At 71.4% G+C, this 17,077-nt stretch carries 19 protein-coding genes; 10 read left to right on the forward strand and 9 right to left on the reverse strand.

All coding sequences use genetic code 11. The annotated features are described in order from the left end of the window. Nucleotides 1-7 precede the first annotated feature (7 nt). The gene (locus ACWF79_RS23160) at nucleotides 8-559 is read left to right on the forward strand and encodes a GbsR/MarR family transcriptional regulator (protein ID WP_453730072.1); all 552 of its coding nucleotides are present in this window, start codon (nucleotides 8-10) and stop codon (nucleotides 557-559) included. A 31-nt stretch (nucleotides 560-590) separates the two neighbouring features. On the opposite strand, the gene ACWF79_RS23165 is transcribed toward ACWF79_RS23160, so the two are convergent. Next, nucleotides 591-1,388, reverse strand: coding sequence for a diacylglycerol kinase (locus ACWF79_RS23165; RefSeq protein WP_453730037.1), 798 nt, complete (start codon nucleotides 1,386-1,388; stop codon nucleotides 591-593). Between the two features lie 143 nt (nucleotides 1,389-1,531). On the opposite strand from ACWF79_RS23165, the gene ACWF79_RS23170 reads away from it, so the two are divergent. Then, nucleotides 1,532-2,818, forward strand: coding sequence for an adenylosuccinate synthase (locus tag ACWF79_RS23170; RefSeq protein ID WP_453730038.1), 1,287 nt, complete (start codon nucleotides 1,532-1,534; stop codon nucleotides 2,816-2,818). Nucleotides 2,819-2,892: 74 nt separating this feature from the next. On the opposite strand, the gene ACWF79_RS23175 is transcribed toward ACWF79_RS23170, so the two are convergent. Next, nucleotides 2,893-4,761 carry a serine/threonine-protein kinase gene (locus ACWF79_RS23175; protein ID WP_453730039.1) on the reverse strand — a complete coding sequence of 623 codons (1,869 nt, stop codon included), beginning with the start codon at nucleotides 4,759-4,761 and terminating at the stop codon, nucleotides 2,893-2,895. A gap of 74 nt (nucleotides 4,762-4,835) precedes the next feature. Further along, nucleotides 4,836-6,356, reverse strand: coding sequence for a substrate-binding domain-containing protein (locus ACWF79_RS23180; protein ID WP_453730040.1), 1,521 nt, complete (start codon nucleotides 6,354-6,356; stop codon nucleotides 4,836-4,838). A 180-nt stretch (nucleotides 6,357-6,536) separates the two neighbouring features. On the opposite strand from ACWF79_RS23180, the gene ACWF79_RS23185 reads away from it, so the two are divergent. Next, entirely contained in the window at nucleotides 6,537-7,478 is a 942-nt protein-coding gene (locus tag ACWF79_RS23185) for an NADP-dependent oxidoreductase (protein ID WP_453730041.1), read from the forward strand. A gap of 208 nt (nucleotides 7,479-7,686) precedes the next feature. Further along, nucleotides 7,687-8,568 (forward strand): glycoside hydrolase family 19 protein, encoded by an 882-nt coding sequence (locus ACWF79_RS23190; RefSeq protein ID WP_453730042.1) that lies wholly within the window; start codon nucleotides 7,687-7,689, stop codon nucleotides 8,566-8,568. 67 nt (nucleotides 8,569-8,635) lie between these two features. Here ACWF79_RS23190 and ACWF79_RS23195 read toward each other — a convergent pair whose 3' ends face one another. From ACWF79_RS23195 to ACWF79_RS23205, 3 genes are all read right to left on the reverse strand, one after another. Next, complete coding sequence (locus ACWF79_RS23195; RefSeq protein WP_453730043.1) at nucleotides 8,636-8,935, reverse strand: hypothetical protein; 300 nt, start codon at nucleotides 8,933-8,935, stop codon at nucleotides 8,636-8,638. 148 nt (nucleotides 8,936-9,083) lie between these two features. After that, nucleotides 9,084-9,320, reverse strand: coding sequence for a DUF397 domain-containing protein (locus tag ACWF79_RS23200; protein WP_453730044.1), 237 nt, complete (start codon nucleotides 9,318-9,320; stop codon nucleotides 9,084-9,086). Continuing rightward, nucleotides 9,317-10,153: a helix-turn-helix domain-containing protein gene (locus tag ACWF79_RS23205; RefSeq protein ID WP_453730045.1), complete on the reverse strand. Its 837-nt coding sequence runs from the start codon at nucleotides 10,151-10,153 to the stop codon at nucleotides 9,317-9,319. The genes ACWF79_RS23200 and ACWF79_RS23205 overlap by 4 nt, the downstream gene beginning before the upstream one ends. Before the next feature lie 182 nt (nucleotides 10,154-10,335). Between ACWF79_RS23205 and ACWF79_RS23210 the strand changes: the two genes are divergently transcribed. Continuing rightward, on the forward strand, nucleotides 10,336-10,728 hold the full coding sequence (locus ACWF79_RS23210) for a hypothetical protein (protein ID WP_453730073.1): 393 nt from the start codon (nucleotides 10,336-10,338) through the stop codon (nucleotides 10,726-10,728). Nucleotides 10,729-10,759: 31 nt separating this feature from the next. On the opposite strand, the gene ACWF79_RS23215 is transcribed toward ACWF79_RS23210, so the two are convergent. Both ACWF79_RS23215 and ACWF79_RS23220 read right to left on the reverse strand, forming a co-directional pair. Beyond that, a complete protein-coding gene (locus ACWF79_RS23215; protein WP_453730046.1) occupies nucleotides 10,760-11,212 on the reverse strand; it encodes a MarR family winged helix-turn-helix transcriptional regulator in 453 nt (150 codons plus the stop codon). Next, nucleotides 11,209-11,802 (reverse strand): DJ-1/PfpI family protein, encoded by a 594-nt coding sequence (locus ACWF79_RS23220; protein ID WP_453730047.1) that lies wholly within the window; start codon nucleotides 11,800-11,802, stop codon nucleotides 11,209-11,211. Before ACWF79_RS23220 ends, ACWF79_RS23215 begins: the two co-directional genes overlap by 4 nt. A 177-nt stretch (nucleotides 11,803-11,979) precedes the next feature. Here ACWF79_RS23220 and ACWF79_RS23225 point away from each other — a divergent pair, with 177 nt between their 5' ends. From ACWF79_RS23225 to ACWF79_RS23235, 3 genes are all read left to right on the forward strand, one after another. Further along, nucleotides 11,980-13,341 carry an aminotransferase class III-fold pyridoxal phosphate-dependent enzyme gene (locus ACWF79_RS23225; protein ID WP_453730048.1) on the forward strand — a complete coding sequence of 454 codons (1,362 nt, stop codon included), beginning with the start codon at nucleotides 11,980-11,982 and terminating at the stop codon, nucleotides 13,339-13,341. Nucleotides 13,342-13,450: 109 nt separating this feature from the next. Further along, a complete protein-coding gene (locus ACWF79_RS23230; protein ID WP_453730049.1) occupies nucleotides 13,451-14,146 on the forward strand; it encodes a GntR family transcriptional regulator in 696 nt (231 codons plus the stop codon). A gap of 135 nt (nucleotides 14,147-14,281) precedes the next feature. Then, the gene (locus ACWF79_RS23235; protein WP_453730050.1) at nucleotides 14,282-14,932 is read left to right on the forward strand and encodes a hypothetical protein; all 651 of its coding nucleotides are present in this window, start codon (nucleotides 14,282-14,284) and stop codon (nucleotides 14,930-14,932) included. A gap of 68 nt (nucleotides 14,933-15,000) precedes the next feature. Here ACWF79_RS23235 and ACWF79_RS23240 read toward each other — a convergent pair whose 3' ends face one another. Next, a complete protein-coding gene (locus tag ACWF79_RS23240; RefSeq protein WP_453730074.1) occupies nucleotides 15,001-15,753 on the reverse strand; it encodes an SLATT domain-containing protein in 753 nt (250 codons plus the stop codon). 298 nt (nucleotides 15,754-16,051) lie between these two features. On the opposite strand from ACWF79_RS23240, the gene ACWF79_RS23245 reads away from it, so the two are divergent. Beyond that, nucleotides 16,052-16,387 carry a YbaB/EbfC family nucleoid-associated protein gene (locus ACWF79_RS23245; protein WP_453730051.1) on the forward strand — a complete coding sequence of 112 codons (336 nt, stop codon included), beginning with the start codon at nucleotides 16,052-16,054 and terminating at the stop codon, nucleotides 16,385-16,387. A 77-nt stretch (nucleotides 16,388-16,464) separates the two neighbouring features. Beyond that, nucleotides 16,465-17,064 carry a recombination mediator RecR gene (recR, locus tag ACWF79_RS23250; RefSeq protein WP_356888252.1) on the forward strand — a complete coding sequence of 200 codons (600 nt, stop codon included), beginning with the start codon at nucleotides 16,465-16,467 and terminating at the stop codon, nucleotides 17,062-17,064. The last annotated feature ends 13 nt before the right edge of the window (nucleotides 17,065-17,077 follow it).

Raw genomic sequence — 17,077 nt, forward strand, 5'->3', positions numbered from 1 at the left:
GAGCGAGATGACGACGGCCGACGCGGGCGACGATGCGGCCGTGCCCGAATACCTGCCCGAAGCCGCGAACGAGGCCGCGACCGGAGCCGAGCCGGACGTCGCGCCCGAGGCCGTGTCCCGATTCGTGGAGCGCTTCGCCGCCGAACTCACCGAGGCGGGCATGCAGCGCATGGCGGCCCGGGTCTTCGCGGCCCTGCTCGCCTCCGAGCGCGCGTCCATGACCTCCGCCGAACTCGCCGACCAGCTGCGGATCAGCCCGGCCGCCGTCTCCGGCGCGATCCGCTACCTCAGCCAGGTCGGCATGGTCAGCCGCGAACGCGATCCCGGCTCGCGCCGCGACCGCTACGTCCTCCACAACGAGGTCTGGTACGAGACGCTCACCCGCCGCGACGCGATCCTGACCCGCTGGGAGAAGGTGCTCCGCGACGGCTCGGAGATCCTCGGCCCGGACACGGCGGCGGGGCGGCGGACGGCGGACACGGCCGAGTTCTTCGAGTTCCTCCAGAAGGAGATGCTGGGCCTCCTCGACCGATGGCGCGAGCACAAGGCCCAGAGCTAGGCCGCAAGCCCCCCGATGGGCCCCGACAGCTCTACGGCTTCGGCAGCGTCAGCGCCCAGGCCCCCTCCCGCACCGTCCAGGTCCGCCTGCGCACGGGGCCCGACACCACCGTGTCGGCGCGGTAGCGGAAGTCAGGGCCCGAGACGGTCAGGGTGCGGGCGTCGGCGTGGACGGGAGGCGCGGACGGGGGCTTGATCGTGATCGCGGCCAGGCCCGCCAGGGACCGTACGCTCACCCCCTCCACCGGCGCGCTCACATCGCTGAGCAGCACGCCGTCCGCCTCCACCCGCAGCCGGTGGACCCGGGGCGCCGCCTGCGCCGGGGCCGGCCGGACCAGGGTGCGGACCAGGGAACGGCAGGTGCCCCAGACCGTCGGAGGGACGGCGGCCGCGACGCGCACCGCCGGGATGCCCAGATCGCCGAGCACGACCCCGTCGCTGTCGTCGACGAGCAGGTCGAGCCGGTGCGTCACCCCGTCCAGCACCGCCCGCGCGGCCGCCACCGCGCCGCGCGGCACGCCGAGCGCGCACGCCACTTCCAGCGAGCCCGGAGCGCCGATCGGCACCACCGACAGCGCCCCGCCGCCGAGGTCACGCTCCCGGTGCAGCAGGCTCACCGTGCGTAGCAACGCGCGGTCGTCGCCGACCACCACCGGGCGCCGGGAGCCACGCCGGGCAAGGGCCCGGGAGAATTCCTCCCGGCTGTCCGGCAGGCAGATCTTCGCCTCTGCTCCCGCACACAGGACATCTTTCGCGATCCGTACGGACTCGCCGTCACTTCGGCGGGCGACCGGGTCGATGATGACCAGCAGCTGGTCGGTATCCGACACCTCGGTCCTTCCTCGGGTAGCATCTTTGTGCAAGAGCCCCTTGCGCTATTGCGCCAGGGGCTTCGTCTATTCCGGGGCACACCGGTGAGGCGGCGTACGCCCCCTGACCTTGGACATGCCCCACCCGGAAGGGGTGTACGCCTGTGCCCGCACTTGTGCTGCTCGGTGCTCAGTGGGGTGACGAGGGCAAGGGAAAGGCCACCGATCTCCTCGGTGGATCCGTTGACTATGTAGTGCGTTACCAGGGCGGCAACAACGCCGGCCACACCGTCGTCGTCGGCGACCAGAAGTACGCGCTGCATCTTCTCCCTTCCGGAATCCTCTCCCCGGGGTGCACCCCGGTGATCGGAAACGGTGTCGTCGTCGACCCGGCGGTCCTGCTCTCCGAGCTGAGCGGACTGAACGAGCGAGGCGTGGACACGTCTAAGCTCCTGATCAGCGGTAACGCGCATCTGATCACTCCGTACAACGTCACCCTCGACAAGGTGACGGAACGGTTCCTCGGTAAGCGCAAGATCGGCACGACGGGACGCGGCATCGGCCCGACCTACGCCGACAAGATCAACCGCGTCGGTATCCGGGTCCAGGACCTGTACGACGAGTCGATCCTCACCCAGAAGGTGGAAGCGGCGCTGGAGGGCAAGAACCAGCTGCTCGCCAAGCTCTACAACCGCCGCGCGATCGACGCCGCCCAGATCGTCGAGGAGATGCTCCAGTACGCGGAGCAGATCAAGCCGTACGTGGCCGACACCACGCTGATCCTGAACAACGCGCTCGACGAGGACAAGGTCGTGCTCTTCGAGGGCGGCCAGGGCACCCTGCTCGACGTCGACCACGGCACGTACCCCTTCGTCACCTCCTCGAACCCGACCGCGGGCGGCGCCTGCACCGGCGCCGGCGTGGGCCCGACGAAGATCAGCCGCGTCATCGGCATCCTCAAGGCGTACACGACCCGTGTCGGCGCCGGCCCGTTCCCGACGGAGCTGTTCGACGAGGACGGCGAGGCGCTGCGCCGCATCGGTGGCGAGCGCGGTGTCACCACCGGCCGTGACCGTCGCTGCGGCTGGTTCGACGCGGTCATCGCGCGGTACGCGACCCGGGTCAACGGCCTGACGGACTTCTTCCTCACCAAGCTCGACGTGCTGACGGGCTGGGAGCAGATCCCGGTCTGCGTCGCGTACGAGATCGACGGCAAGCGCGTCGAGGAGCTGCCGTACTCGCAGACCGACTTCCACCACGCGAAGCCGATCTACGAGATGCTGCCGGGCTGGTCCGAGGACATCACCAAGGCCCAGACCTTCGCGGACCTGCCGAAGAACGCGCAGGCGTACGTGAAGGCCCTGGAGGAGATGTCCGGCGCCCCGATCTCCGCCATCGGCGTCGGCCCGGGCCGCACGGAAACGATCGAGATCAACTCGTTCCTGAAGTAACTCCCCTCGCCGACCGCGCCAGGGCCCGCACCCCGTACCCCGGGGCGCGGGCCCTCTCGCATGCCCCGAAGGAACTAGCGGCGGACGTACTCCCCCGGCTCCCCGTCGAGCATGGGGAAGACCAGGAGCCGTTCCTTGCCCTCCGTGCGGACGAGCGTCAGGTAGCCGGAGTTGCCGCCGTGGGTGCAGTCGGCGTCCGAGGAGTCCGGGTCGGCGGTCCCGGGGCCGATGACCAGCGGCGTGCCGGAGCCGGCCAGCAGGGCCGTGAAGGTGCAGCTGACCGCGTCGCCGGTGAGGTTGCCCTCGTCGTCCTGGCGGGGGTAGACCTGCACGTTGCGGAAGACGGGCGCGCCGATGGGGCCCTGCGTGATCGTCACCTCGTCGGTGTAGCGGTCGGCGTTCTCGCCGTAGATCAGCGGGTCCTTCTGCATCTTCCAGCTGCCGACGAGCGTCGCCGGGACGATGTCCGTGCCCGTCCTCGCTTTGCGGAACGTCGCCTTCGCGGCGCCCGAGGTCCATTCCAGGACGTCCGGGGAGCGCAGGGTGAGGGTCTGGTGGGCGGCGGGGGTGCAGCGCCCGTTCGGCACGCTGGTGGTGACGTCGGACTCGCCGAGGACCACCTTGTCCTCGTCGGCGGAGACGAGCCGGGAGCGGCCCATGCAGAGGCGTTCGTCGGTCACCTGGACGTACGTCGCCGCCTTCGCGTTCGCGGCGCCCTGGACGAGTTCGATCCGGACGGTCTCGCGGGGGTGGTCGGCCGAACCGCGCTGGACGCCCTCCCAGGCGCCGAGGAACGCCGCCGGCACGATCCCCGACGGGCGGGCGGAGACCTCGCCGGTCGTCCCTCCGGCACGGTTCTTCTGCTCGTCGCGGCCCGTGTCCGGGTCCGGCCAGAAGACGTACGTGACGGTGGCCGCCGCGGCGACGACGAGGGCCGTGGCCGCGGCGATCAGACCGGTACGCCGCCGCGTGAACGGTGCCTTCGGGGCGGGCGGGGGCGTGGGATCGCCGGGGCCGTGGCCCGGGGTGCCTTCGGTGCCGGCGGCCGTCGGCGACGGCTCGGCCTCCAGGATCCGGGCCGCGTGGCGGCCGAGCCGGGCCAGGACGTCCGCCGGGAGCCAGGGGTCGGCGACCGTGATCGTCTCGACGAGTTCGGCGGCCGAGGGGCGGCGGGCCGGGTCCTTGGCGAGGCAGGCCCGGACCAGGCCGGCCAGCTCGGCCGGGAGGTCCGTCAGGTCGGGCTCGTCGTTGGCGATGCGGAACATCGTGGCGTGGACGCCGCTGTCCGCCGTACCGAACGGGGAGCGGCCGGTCGCCGCGTAGACGAGGACCGAGCCCAGGCAGAAGATGTCGGAGGCGGGCGTCAGCTTCTCGCCGCGCACCTGCTCGGGGGACATGAAGCCGGGGGAGCCGACCAGCGCGCCGGTGCTCGTCAGTCCGCCGTCGGTGACGGTCTCCACGGCCCGGGCGATGCCGAAGTCGATGAGGCGCGGGCCGTCGACGGTCAGCAGGACGTTGGACGGCTTGAGGTCGCGGTGGACGAGCCCGGCGGTGTGCACATGGGTGAGCGCGCGGGCGAGCCCGGCGGCCAGCGCGCGTACGGTCGCGGGCGGCAGCGGCCCGAACTCCTCGCCCACCACGGACCGCAGGGACGGCCCGGGGACGTAGCCGACGGCCACCCAGGGCGCCTCGGCCGCCGTGTCCGACCCGAGGACCGGGGTCGTGCCCGTGCCGCCGACCTGCTCCAGGGCGGCGACCTCGCGGGCGAACCGGCGCCGGAACTCGTCCTGCGCGGCCAGCTCCGCGTGCACCACCTTCACCGCGACCGTCCGGCCGCCCGACGAACGCGCCAGGAACACCCGGCCCATCCCGCCGGCTCCCAGCCGCCCGAGCAGACGGAACGGGCCGATGCTGACCGGGTCTTCCGCGTTCAAAGGCTCCACCAAAGGTTCCACGACCGAAGAGGATGCCAGACCGCCGAGCTGGGGTGTCGTCTTCCGGGGCGTCACTCGGGGCGTCATCCTTCGCCGCAGATCCGCAGCCCCTTGGGTGTCGCGCAGGGCAGATGGCCGTGGGTACGGATGACGTCCTGTCCGCGGCCCTGCCGCAGATAGGTGAGGAAGCTGGAGGCGAGGGAGTCGGCCGGGGGCTCGCCCCAGGTGTAGGCGTACTCGATCTCCCGGTACGGATACGTCGACGAGCCGATCTCGTCCACGTTCGGGACGCGGCCGTCGATGGCCACCCGGTGCAGCCCCTTCCGCCCGCTCACGGCGCGCAGTTCGGTGTACCCGACGGCCCCCGGCAGCTTGGCGACGGTGGACAACACCTGGGCGGTGCTGTCCAGTTCGCAGCGGGTGACCGGCGCCTGGCGGTCGTCCCGGTTCTCGCAGTCCCGGGAGGAGTTCGCGGGCTCGTTGCGGCCGAGGACCCGGCGCTGGAACACCTCCCGGGTGCCGGAGTTGGCGTCCCGGCTGACGAGCAGGATGCGGAGGTCGGGGCCGCCGTCGATCTGGTTCCAGTTGTCGATCTCGCCCCGGTAGATGGCGCGGATCTGGTCGACGGTGAGGTTCTCGACCGGTACCGCGTCGTTGAGGACGAGCGTGAAGAGGGAGACCGCGACCATGCTCTCCCGCAGCTGCGGGAAGCCGCCGGGCTTGCGGCCGTCGGAGAGCGCGACGACCGCCGGGGCGCCCTTGCCGCTCGCCGCGCCCGCCGCCGCCAGCTCCCGTATCCCCGCCGTCGAGCCATGGGCGTCCACGTCGATGGTGGCGCCCTCGCAGTCGTGCTCGTAACTCTTCGCCAGCTCGCGCACCGCAGGGGCGAACGCGGTGGAGCCGGTGACCTTGAGGGTGCCCCGGGCGCAGCCGATGGGCGGCGGGTCGTCGCTGCGGACGATGATCGTGGCGAGGGTGAGGACGCAGGCGGCGAGGACGAGGGTGATGTTCCGGGCGGCCGGGCTGAAGGTCGGTGTCCTGTCGTCGACGCTCCGCGACTTGTTGCGGTGGACGTCCACCGAGTCCCGGGTGCCGGTGATCTGGATCGCGCGCTCCGTCACGCTGCCGGAGAGCATCACGAGCAGCTTGAAGTACTGCCTGCGCTCCAGCGACACCTTCGGCATCAGGACGGACGTGCCCTCCTTGCGCAGTCCGGGCCCCGCCCGCATCTCGTCCCGCACCGGCGCGTAGTCCTGCGGGATGGTGGCGACCACGGCCTTCACGTCCTTGTCGCTGAACGTGATCTTCAGCCCCTCGGAGTCGGCGGACGGCACGTAGTCCCCGTGGTCGATCTCGCGCTGGCCGTCGTTCTCGATCCGGAGCAGGACCAGGGTGGAGCCGTTCTCGGCGATCTCGCCGACCCGCAGGGTCAGGGTGTCGGTGGTCTCGGCGCCCTCGTGCAGGGGCGTGTTGAGCTGCACGCGGTACCCGAGCCGCTTGCCCCGCTGCTGGAAGCGTTCGAACGCGACCACGCCGGCGGAGACGAGTACACCGAGCAGCGCGGTGACCACGGCGATGACGTTCTCGGCGGTGACCCAGTCCACGGACGTGACGGTACGGACGTGTGTGCGGTCCCGTGGGGGAGGTCGCTTTCCGCCATCAGGAGTTCTCCCTTCGTTCAGCTCGCCCCCGCGGGGCCCGGCACGGGTTGGCCGAACAACGGTTGCCGGGGGTGGTGACCGTGGGTGTAATGGCCACGAGGGGGCCAGGCGGAGAGGAACCCCATGCGTGTCGTCGAAGTGACCGCCTACGGCGGCCCTGAGGTCCTGAGGATGGCCCGCCGGCCGGAGCCCGAGGCCGGTGAGCGGCCGGGACGCGTCCGGGTGCGGCTGAAGGCGGCCGGGGTGAACCAGGCCGACCTGCGTATCCGCGCCGGCCGGTACGCGGACGTCGTCGGCGATCTGCGGCCCCCGTTCGTCCTCGGTACGGACTTCGCGGGCCGGCTGATCGATCCGGCGCCCGGCATGCCGGAGGGCACCCGCGTGGCCGGTTTCGTCCCCTGGTTCGAGGAGCTGACCGGCGAGGGCACGTACGCCGAGGTCATCTGGGCGGACCCGCAGTGGCTGGCCCCGATCCCGGACGACGTGGACTACACCGTGGCCGCCTCGGTCCCGCTGGCCGCGGCCACCGCCCAGCGGGGCCTGGACCGGCTCGAGCTCCCGGCGGGGGCGACGCTGCTCGTCTCCGGGGCGAGCGGGGTCGTGGGCCGGCTGGCGGTCCAGTACGCGGCAGCGGCCGGGGTACGGGTGGTGGCCATCGCCCATGAGGGCGACCAGCACGAGCTCAAGGTCCTCGGTGCCGAGCAGAGCGTCGAGCGGGGCACCCCGGAGGAGATCGTCGAGCGGGTCGTCGCCGCGGTCCCCGAGCGGGTGGACGCGGTCTTCGACGGCGCCTTCCTCGGCACCCCGCTGCTCCAGGCCGTGAAGGACGACGGCGCCTTCGTCGCCCTCGTCCCCGACCGTACGCCCCGCGCCGAGCGGAACATCCACGTGGAGACCGTCCTGGGCAAGCCGGACGCCGTCCGGCTGAAGCAGACCCTGGAGAAGGTGGCGGCCCGGGAGCTGATCACCCGCGTGGCCGACGTGATGCCGCTGGAGGAGGTCGCGGAGGCCCACCGCAGGGCGGAGGCGGGCCACCGGCCGGGCCGCATCATCCTGATGATCTAGCGGGAGCCGTAGCCGTTCGTAGGGGCCGAGCACCACGGGGTGCTCGGCCCCTACGACGCGTGCGCGCGCCAACGGCCGTACGCAGGCCGTGTGTTGAGGGGCGGTAGGAAACCTGTACCAATCCCCGTCACAAATACTGGTCTAGACCTTGACAGGTCCAGACCAAAGCCGCTTCGCTGGCCTTCCCCCACGGAAGGGCGAGCGCATCATGCGTCGACTGTTCATACTCCTGTCCGCACTCCTCACGGCCGTCGGTCTGGCCGTCTTCCTCCCCGTCACCACCGCGGGCGCGGCCCCCGCCTGCGTCGGCGCCTGGAACTCCTCCAGCGTCTACACGGGCGGCATGACCGCCTCGTACAACGGCCGTAACTGGTACGCCAAGTGGTGGACCCAGAACGAACGCCCCGGCACATCGGACGTCTGGCGCGACGAGGGCGCGTGCGGCGGCGGTACGACCCCGCCGGCACCGTCCGGATTCGTCGTCTCCGAGGCCCAGTTCAACCAGATGTTCCCGAGCCGGAACTCGTTCTACACGTACAGCGGCCTCACCGCGGCCCTCAGCGCCTACCCCGCGTTCGCCACCACCGGCGGCGACACGGTGAAGAAGCAGGAGGCCGCGGCCTTCCTCGCCAACGTCCACCACGAGACCGGCGGTCTGGTCCACATCGTGGAGCAGAACACGGCCAACTACCCCCACTACTGCGACAGCGGCCAGCCCTACGGCTGCCCCGCCGGCCAGGCGGCGTACTACGGCCGCGGCCCGATCCAGCTCTCGTGGAACTTCAACTACAAGGCCGCGGGTGACGCCCTCGGCATCAACCTCCTCGGCGACCCGTACCGCGTCGAGCGCGACGCGGCCGTCGCCTGGAAGACCGGCCTCTGGTACTGGAACACCCAGAACGGCCCCGGCACGATGACCGGCCACAACGCCATGGTCAACGGCGCGGGCTTCGGCCAGACGATCCGTTCGATCAACGGAGCGTTGGAGTGCGACGGCAAGAACCCGGCGCAGGTCCAGAGCCGGGTCACCAAGTACCAGCAGTTCACCCAGATCCTCGGCGTGCCGACGGGCGCCAACCTGTACTGCTGACGCCCCCCGATCGACACGCGTCTCCCGGGACCCTCGGCGGAGGGCCCCGGGAGACGCTGCCGTGGTGTCAGTACTTGTTGACGAATCCCCAGAAGCTCGCACCCTGCCTCTGGCAGTACCCCGAGGTGGCGGGGGTGGCCGCGATGTGACGCAGGACGCCGGTGTCGCACTGCGCCTCGGTCGAGTACGACGACAGGCAGCGGTAGCCCGCTCGCGGTGCCGGTGAGGTGGGCGGCGGCGGGCAGGACAGGATCACCACGTCGGACCCCTGCGCCTGGGCCGGAGAGGCCTGCGCGGGAGCGGCCATGGCGCCCAGGGCGAGCAGGGCGGCAGCCCCGGCGCCGGCAAGTAACTTGGGAACAATCATGTCGAGTGATTCCTCCGTCGCATGGGCCCCGGCATTCCGGGGCCGGACGGGCGCCACTCTTGCCGCGGACGGGTCCGGGCGAAAGGCCCGTCCCCGTCCGGGACATGGAGGAGACGGTCCCGGACGTGTCCGGGACACCTCCGCTACGTCAGTCCTGCCAGGCCACGAACGCGCTCCAGGCGGCCGGCGCGACGGCGAAGGTGGGGCCGTCGGTGACCTTGGAGTCACGGAGGTGGACGGAGTGGGGGCAGGCGGCGACCTCGACGCAGTTGCCGCCGCCGTCGTCGCTGTAGGAGGACTTGCGCCAGTCGAAGGCGACTTCGACGCACTCGCCGCCGCCACTGTCGCTGTAGCTGGACTTGAACCAGTGCAGGGTGTCGCTCATCTCTGTACTCCCGCCAACCGTTCGATGAGGCCCAGTGTCTCGCGCGGGTCCAGGGCCTGTGCCCGGATCTTCGCATACCGCTGCATGTGCGTGCTGATCTTGGCTCGATCGGTGATCAGCAGGCTCTCGCCCTGGATCTCCAGGAAGGTCACACGGTCGTGTTCGTGGGTCTCGACCACTGTCAAGTTGCCTCGGTCGCCCGCGTACTCGCCGCTGAGACCCGCGTTGAGCGGCAGCACCTGAAGGTTCACGTTCCGCCTCCGCGCGCACTCAGCCAGGTGAAGAAGCTGCTCGCGCATGATCTCCTCGGTCCCGATCGCGCGTGTCAGCACCGACTCGTCCAGCACCAACTCGATCTCGCACGTCGGCTTGCGGTCGAACAGCGGCTTCCGTGCCATCCGGCCGACGACCAGTTCCTCGACCCGCTCCGGGGTCGGTTCCGGGTAGCCGCCCGCGATCAGGGCCCGCGCGTACGCCTCCGTCTGGAAGAGGCCGTGGACGACGTGGTTGGCGTACAACCACAGGGCCCGCGCCTTCTGTTCGATCGGCGCGTAGTCGCGGAACTGCTCCGGGAGCTTCTCCAGCCGTACCAGCTCCCGCATGTCCTCGAAGATGCCCATCCCGTCGCCGAGTACCTCCTCCAGCTTGACCATCATCTCGTCGCTCACCGGGTGGACCAAGCGCTCCATCGCGCTGATCGCCGCGCCCGTGTACCCCATGCGGGTGCCGAGCTGTTCCTGTGTCAGCCCTTTCCGTAGCCGCATTTTCTTGGCCAGGGCCGCCACCATCCGCGCCGCCGGGCCGACTGGTTCCTTGTTCTCCGCTCGCGCCATCGCGATCCCCATTCGGACTCAACCGATCTCAACCGGTCTCAACTGCTCCCCGCCGAATTCGACTGATTGCAAGGGGCGTTGGCGCTGGTCAAGGGGTTGCCGACGCGTCCTCTCAGTCGTGGAAAACGCTAGCGGCGACGCGCCAGACTGTCTCCGTGAATTCAGAGAATCGTGCGGTGAACATGGGCTGGATTCCTGTTTCCGGATTCCAGCTCCGCAAGGCCGGCGTGCAATTCGACGCGGTACGGGTGGACGGTGACGACGGCCGTCGCCTCGCGGACCGGATAGAGCGGCTCACCGGGGGCGACCCCGGGCCCGTCGTCATCGAGGCGAACGGCCGGCGCGGGGTGTACTTCCTGGTTCCGCCCGGGACGACCGCCCACCGGTCCTGGCCCCGTGGGGTCACGCGGTTCACTTCCGGTCCGGCGCACGTGGGTTACGTACCGGTGCCGGCGTTGACGGGGCGGACCTGGCCGCTGTCGTGGCGGTTTCCTCCGACGGAGCCGGACCGGTTCGTCCACACGCTGCTGTTGCGGAGCGCCTGCGCGGAAGTGCTGATGGGGGTCGAGGGGTGACCCCTCGATGTGTTGGGGCGTCCGAGCGGGGCTACGGGGCTTCCTCCAGGGCTTCCAGCGCCCTGGAGAGCCGCTCCAGGACCCGTACGGTCTCCTCGAAGGCCTCCAGGCCCCCGAGTTCGCGCGTCAGGCGCGCGGCCAGGTCCGCGTGGCCCGGGTCGATGCGCCGGACGGCGGCGCGGCCCTCGGGGGTGGGGGCGAGGAGCTTGGCGCGGCGGTGGGCGGGGTTCGGCTCGTACGCGGCGAGGCCCCGCTCCACCAGCAGGTCCGCGATCCGCTGGACGCTCTGCCGGGTGATGCCCATGGCCCGGGCGATCCCGGCGACCGGCAGCGGCTCGCGGAGTACGGCGCCGAGGACCTGCCACCACGCGGCGGTGAGGCCGGCGGGGGCGGCCAGCTTCTCGGAGACGCCGAGGAACTGGCCGTTGAGCCGGAAGACGCCGAGGGCGGTGCGGGACAGGGCGTCCTGCTGCTCCCGGCTCACGCGTCGAGCTCCTCGTACGCCGCCGGGTCCGAGTCGTGGAAGAGGCGGTACCAGGCGTCGAGCTTGGCGCCCTCGAAGGCGCCCAGCTTGCCGAGGATCTCGCGGGCGAAGGCCACGGGTTCGGTCGGTCCGGCGGTGATCAGGTCGCCGTCGGTGACCGCGTCCGCGTCGACGTAGTGGTCGCCGCCCTGGTAGCCGGTGGCGGCCAGGTAGAACGAGACGGCGCTCGTGTGCGCGCGGTCGTCGAGGAGGCCCTCGCGGGCCAGTCCGGCCGTGGCGCCGCAGATGGCGGCGACGGGGACGCCCGCGTCGAGGAAGCGTCGGGCGGTGGCGGCGAAGGGGGCGAGGTCGTCGCTCGTGTCCCAGAGGTCGGCGCCGGGGAGGATCAGCAGCGCGCTCTCCTCCGGCCGCAGGTCGTCGAGCGAGAGGTCGGGCAGGATCCGCGTCCCGCCGATCGTGGTCACGGCCTTGTCGGCGGCGACCCCGACGGTCCTGACGCTGAACCCGGACCGGGCGAGCCAGGCGGTGGCGTGCCCGGTCTCCCAGTCGGCGAGGGTGTCGTAGACGGCGAGGTGAACGGTGCGGGGCATTTCGGGGCCTCCAGCTTGTGTCGGTGCCGTGCTTTATGACAGTAGGCTGTCATGCCGACAGGATGCTGTCAATGACAGGTTCCGGCACCCCGCCCCCGCAACCTGTCGCGTCCCCCCCGGTCTCGGTGGACAAGATGGTCATGGCCGCTCCGACCTGCGCGTCCTTACCCTGGACGCATGACCCCTCATGTCGTACCCGATCCCCAGGCCGGCGCGGCCGTGAAGGCCGCAGACCGCGCGCACGTGTTCCACTCCTGGTCCGCCCAGGGCCTGATCGACCCGCTCGCCGTCGCCGGCGCCGAGGGCTCGTACTTCTGGGACTACGACGGCAACCGCTACCTCGACTTCACCAGCGGCCTCGTCTACACCAACATCGGCTACCAGCACCCCCGCGTGGTCGCCGCCATCCAGGAGCAGGCCGCGAAGCTCACCACCTTCGCGCCCGCCTTCGCCATCGACGTACGCTCCGAGGCCGCACGCCTCATCGCCGAGCGCACCCCCGGCGACCTGGACAAGATCTTCTTCACCAACGGCGGCGCCGAGGCCGTCGAGAACGCCGTACGGATGGCCCGTCTGCACACGGGCCGCCACAAGGTGCTCTCCGCCTTCCGCTCGTACCACGGCGCCACCTCCACCGCGATCAACCTGACCGGCGACCCGCGCCGCTGGGCCTCCGACACGGGCTCCGCGGGCGTCGTGCGCTTCTGGGCGCCGTTCCTCTACCGCTCGCCGTTCTACGCCGAGACCGAGGCGCAGGAGTGCGAGCGCGCCCTCGCCCACCTCGAGGACACCATCGCCTTCGAGGGACCGGGCACGATCGCCGCGATCATCCTGGAGACCGTCCCGGGCACCGCCGGCATCATGACCCCGCCGCCCGGCTACCTCGCCGGCGTCCGCGCGATCTGTGACAAGTACGGCATCGTCTTCGTCCTCGACGAGGTCATGGCCGGCTTCGGCCGCACCGGCAAGTGGTTCGCCGCCGAGCACTTCGACGTCGTGCCGGACCTGATGACCTTCGCCAAGGGCGTGAACTCCGGTTACGTGCCCCTCGGCGGCGTCGCGATCAGCGCGGAGATCGCCGCCACCTTCGACAAGCGGCCCTACCCCGGCGGACTGACCTACTCCGGCCACCCGCTCGCCTGCGCCGCCGCCGTCGCGACCATCGAGGTCATGGAGGACGAGAAGGTCGTCGAGCACTCCGCCCACATCGGCGAGACCGTCCTCGGCCCCGGCCTGCGCGAGCTCGCCGAGCGCCACCCGTCCGTCGGCGAGGTCCGCGGCATGGGCACGTTCTGGGCGCTCGACCTGGTCAAGAACAAGGAGACCCGCGAGCCGCTCGTCCCGTACAACGCGACGGGCGAGGCCAACGCCCCGATGGCGGCCTTCGGCGCGGCGGCCAAGAAGCACGGCCTGTGGCCCTTCATCAACATGAACCGCACCCACGCCGTCCCCGCCTGCAACGTCACCGAGGCGGAGGCCAAGGAGGGCCTCGCCGCCCTCGACGCGGCGCTGAGCGTGGCCGACGAGCACACCGCGTAGGAACGCGGCCGCACGACGCGGCGTAGGAACGCGGCGTAAGAATCGTCACGGAGCCGAGCCCTCCGTCTGGTCTAGGGTGTCCACAGCCGGACGGAGGGGGCCGACCAACATGCCCGCGAGCGGAGCTGTCACCCGCAACACCCTGCGGCGACAGATCGCGGACGCGCTCCGTGACGAGGTGCTCGCGGGGCGTCTGCAGCCGGGTGAGGAGTTCACCGTCAAGCAGATCGCCGAGCAGTACGGCGTCTCGGCGACACCGGTCCGTGAGGCCCTGGTCGACCTCTCCGCGCAGGGGCTCCTCGACTCCGACCAGCACCGCGGCTTCCGCGTGCACCAGTTCTCGATCGCCGACTACCGCGGCATGGTCGAGGCCCGCATGCTCGTCGTGGACGGCATCTTCCGCCGCCACGACCCCGGCGTGCAGCCACCGGGACCCGATGTCGCGCGCGGCGTCGCGCTCGTCTCCGTACGGCGCCGGGGCGAGGCGGCGGCCCGCGCGGCCCGCGCCGGCGACCTCGACGTCCTCATCGGCTACGACATCCGCTACTGGCGCGAGCTGGCCCGGCTGGTCTCCGACAACGACTACATCGCCGACTTCCTGCACCGGCTCCGCGTCCAGGCCTGGGTCTTCTCCGTGCCGTACCTGCGCGCCGACCGGGATCCCGTCGGCTGGCTGTGGAGCGGACACGTCGACCTCGTCGACGCGCTGACCCTCGGCGACCCGGTCGCGGCGACCGAGGTCGTACGGGCGTACAACCGGCAGTCCTTGGAGTGGGCCGACCGCCTGGAGGCACGGACCGCCTGACCTTCCGGCCTTCCGACCGGAGGCCCGGCGCGGGTGTCGGGCGGGGCGTGAAGGGGCAGGTCACCACCGGGTGTGCGGCGCGGACCGTGCCGACTACCCTGGCCGTCCCTGCAACTGACGGAGAGCGAGCCTCCCTTGGCCTGTGACCTGTGGCTGGTCCCGCTGGTGGACGTGCTGTGCCACAGCCCCGACAATCCCTTCGCCGAAGAGATCGCGGCCTACGACAAGGTCCTGACCGCGTCCGGTCTGCCGACCGTCCCCGTGTACGCCTACATGCCGGGGCTCTCCGGCGATGTCGCGCCCGTCGCCGGGTTCGACTACGACGCCCTGCACTTCCTGCGCCGCGCCTACCTGCTGCAGCTGTGCGGCCTGCCCGTCGAACCGGTCGGCGAGCTCGGCGGGGACTACGAACAGCTCCTGGAGATGTTCGAGTCGGCCGCGCAGCAGTCCCACCTCGTCTGGCACTACGACCACGCCGGGGCGTACGTGCCCGTGGACTTCGCGGCTCCGCTCTCCAGCGACGAACTCCTGGAGGGCGGCGGCCCGCTGGGGTCCTCCCACGGGCTGCTGCGGGAGCTGGAGTTCGTCGCGCCCGCGCTCGGCATCGACCCGGCCAACCCGCCGGCCCCGCCGCTGCCGCCGGAGCGGCCGACCTCCCTGGAGGAGCCGGCCAGGCCGATCGCGTACGACGACAGCCCGTTCGCGCGGGAGCGCCACGTGTGGCTCGGGCTGCACGCGGCGGCGACCCGGAGCCTCGGCCAGGGCTCGATGATCATCCTGAGCTGACGCCACCGACACGAGGAAGGGCGCCTCCCTGCGGGGGCGCCCTTCTTGTGTACCTACCGTACATACGGTCAGCGCGGCTCCGGCGGGCGCTGCCTCGGCATGTTCGGGCGGGTGCCCGGCGGGAGCGGGAAGCGGGACGAGGGATGACCGCCCTCGGGCCGCGGCGAGCTCCCGCCGACCGCCTGCAGGGCCAGCGGCGCCGGGCCTGAGCGGAACTCGACCATCCAGTCCGCCGTCTCCGCCCGTACGAGCTCGGTCACGTCCTCCGAGAACCGGCGCAGCACCCCCAGGCACCGCTCCGCCGCCTCGCTGGCGGTCCCCTCGGTGGGCCCGAGGACCTCCCGTACGCTCTCCGACGCCCAGTCGAACTGGAGGGCCAGGAGTCGGCGCTGCACGGCCTGTGCGGTCGCCACGTCCCTTATCCAGCCGGACGTCAGCCCGAAGTACCGGTCGCATGCCATGCACGCGGCGCCGAGCAGCAGGGACAGGTACCCCCAGCCCGCCGCCCCGTCCGGCGCGACGTCGGTCAGGTCGAGCAGCGGCAGCGCGGCGCCCGCGATGACGCCCAGGGCCGTACCGATCCGCAGGGCCCGGGCGCAGCGGCGCTTCCAGACCCGGTCGGACAGGTACCACTCCGCCGTGCGCAGCGCGTTGGACTCGACCCAGCGGTACAGCTCGTCCAGGCGCTCCGCGGGCTCGCCCCAGTCGCCGAGCGGGAACGGCGTCCCGGTCAGGTCGCGGCGCGCGGCGGACGGCCCAGGCTCCCCGGGCTGCTGCCCCGGTCGCCCAGGCTCCCCGGGGGGCGGCTGCGGCGGCTGCATCTCCGGCTGCTGGCTCACCGGGGCACTCCTCTGTTCAGCTCAGCGCTCGAGGCGCGCGTGGCGCTCTGTGACGTGCGGTGCACGTGGTGCCTGCCCTTCCTACCGCCGAATGGTGGGCTGTGGGCCCGGAATCCCGGGATTTCCGCCCGCAAGAGGGTCTTGATCAGGTAGAGGAGCCCGCAGTTTCTCACTCGAAAGAGTTGTGGCGGCAGGCCGGGCATGGACCACGTAGGCTCGGCATACCGAACATCAGTCGTCCCGGTGTCCCCCGGATACCGGCGTACAGCCAGGAGTGACCGTGATTCCCGGTGGTGGCCAGCCCAACATGCAGCAGCTCCTCCAGCAGGCCCAGAAGATGCAGCAGGATCTCGCGCGCGCCCAGGAGGAGCTCGCCGCGACCGAGGTCGAGGGCCAGGCGGGCGGCGGCCTGGTGACGGCCACGGTCACCGGCTCGGGCGAACTGCGCGGCCTGGTGATCGACCCCAAGGCGGTCGACCCGGAGGACACCGAGACCCTGGCCGACCTGGTCGTCGCCGCGGTCAAGGCCGCCAACGACAACGCGCAGCAGCTCCAGCAGCAGAAGCTGGGCCCGCTGGCGCAGGGCCTGGGCGGAATGCCGGGCCTGGGCTTCTGAGGCGCGGCCTTGGGCTTCTAAGGCGCCCCGGCAGCCACTACCGTAAGAAACAAGCACTTCTGAGAAGGGCGCTCGCGTTGTACGAAGGCGTGGTTCAGGACCTCATCGACGAACTGGGCAGGCTGCCCGGCGTCGGTCCCAAGAGCGCCCAGCGGATCGCCTTCCACATCCTCCAGGCCGAGCCGACCGACGTACGCCGTCTCGCGCACGCGCTCCTGGAGGTCAAGGAGAAGGTCCGGTTCTGCGCGGTCTGCGGCAACGTGGCGCAGCAGGAGCAGTGCAACATCTGCCGCGACCCGCGCCGGGACCTGTCGGTCATCTGCGTGGTCGAGGAGCCGAAGGACGTCGTGGCGATCGAGCGGACCCGTGAGTTCCGCGGCCGCTACCACGTGCTCGGCGGCGCGATCAGCCCGATCGAGGGCGTCGGACCGGACGACCTGCGCATCCGGGAGCTGCTCGCGCGGCTCGCGGACGGCACGGTCACCGAGCTGATCCTGGCGACCGACCCGAACCTGGAGGGCGAGGCCACCGCGACGTACCTGGCGCGGATGATCAAGCCCATGGGCCTCAAGGTCACGCGCCTGGCGAGCGGCCTGCCGGTCGGCGGTGACCTGGAGTACGCCGACGAGGTCACCCTGGGGCGTGCCTTCGAGGGGCGGCGACTGCTAGATGTATGACGACAGGGTCTGC

The sequence above is a fragment of the Streptomyces sp. NPDC054975 genome, from assembly GCF_053609105.1.

Bases quoted from the DNA above. Each gene is read 5' to 3' on its own strand.
- ACWF79_RS23160 (WP_453730072.1), top strand. From the start codon at position 8: ATGACGACGGCCGACGCGGGCGACGATGCGGCCGTGCCCGAATACCTG.
- ACWF79_RS23185 (WP_453730041.1), top strand. From the start codon at position 6,537: ATGCGTGTCGTCGAAGTGACCGCCTACGGCGGCCCTGAGGTCCTGAGG.
- ACWF79_RS23190 (WP_453730042.1), top strand. From the start codon at position 7,687: ATGCGTCGACTGTTCATACTCCTGTCCGCACTCCTCACGGCCGTCGGT.
- ACWF79_RS23195 (WP_453730043.1), bottom strand. From the start codon at position 8,935: ATGATTGTTCCCAAGTTACTTGCCGGCGCCGGGGCTGCCGCCCTGCTC.
- ACWF79_RS23200 (WP_453730044.1), bottom strand. From the start codon at position 9,320: ATGAGCGACACCCTGCACTGGTTCAAGTCCAGCTACAGCGACAGTGGC.
- ACWF79_RS23205 (WP_453730045.1), bottom strand. From the start codon at position 10,153: ATGGCGCGAGCGGAGAACAAGGAACCAGTCGGCCCGGCGGCGCGGATG.
- ACWF79_RS23210 (WP_453730073.1), top strand. From the start codon at position 10,336: ATGGGCTGGATTCCTGTTTCCGGATTCCAGCTCCGCAAGGCCGGCGTG.
- ACWF79_RS23220 (WP_453730047.1), bottom strand. From the start codon at position 11,802: ATGCCCCGCACCGTTCACCTCGCCGTCTACGACACCCTCGCCGACTGG.
- ACWF79_RS23225 (WP_453730048.1), top strand. From the start codon at position 11,980: ATGACCCCTCATGTCGTACCCGATCCCCAGGCCGGCGCGGCCGTGAAG.
- ACWF79_RS23230 (WP_453730049.1), top strand. From the start codon at position 13,451: ATGCCCGCGAGCGGAGCTGTCACCCGCAACACCCTGCGGCGACAGATC.
- ACWF79_RS23240 (WP_453730074.1), bottom strand. From the start codon at position 15,753: ATGCAGCCGCCGCAGCCGCCCCCCGGGGAGCCTGGGCGACCGGGGCAG.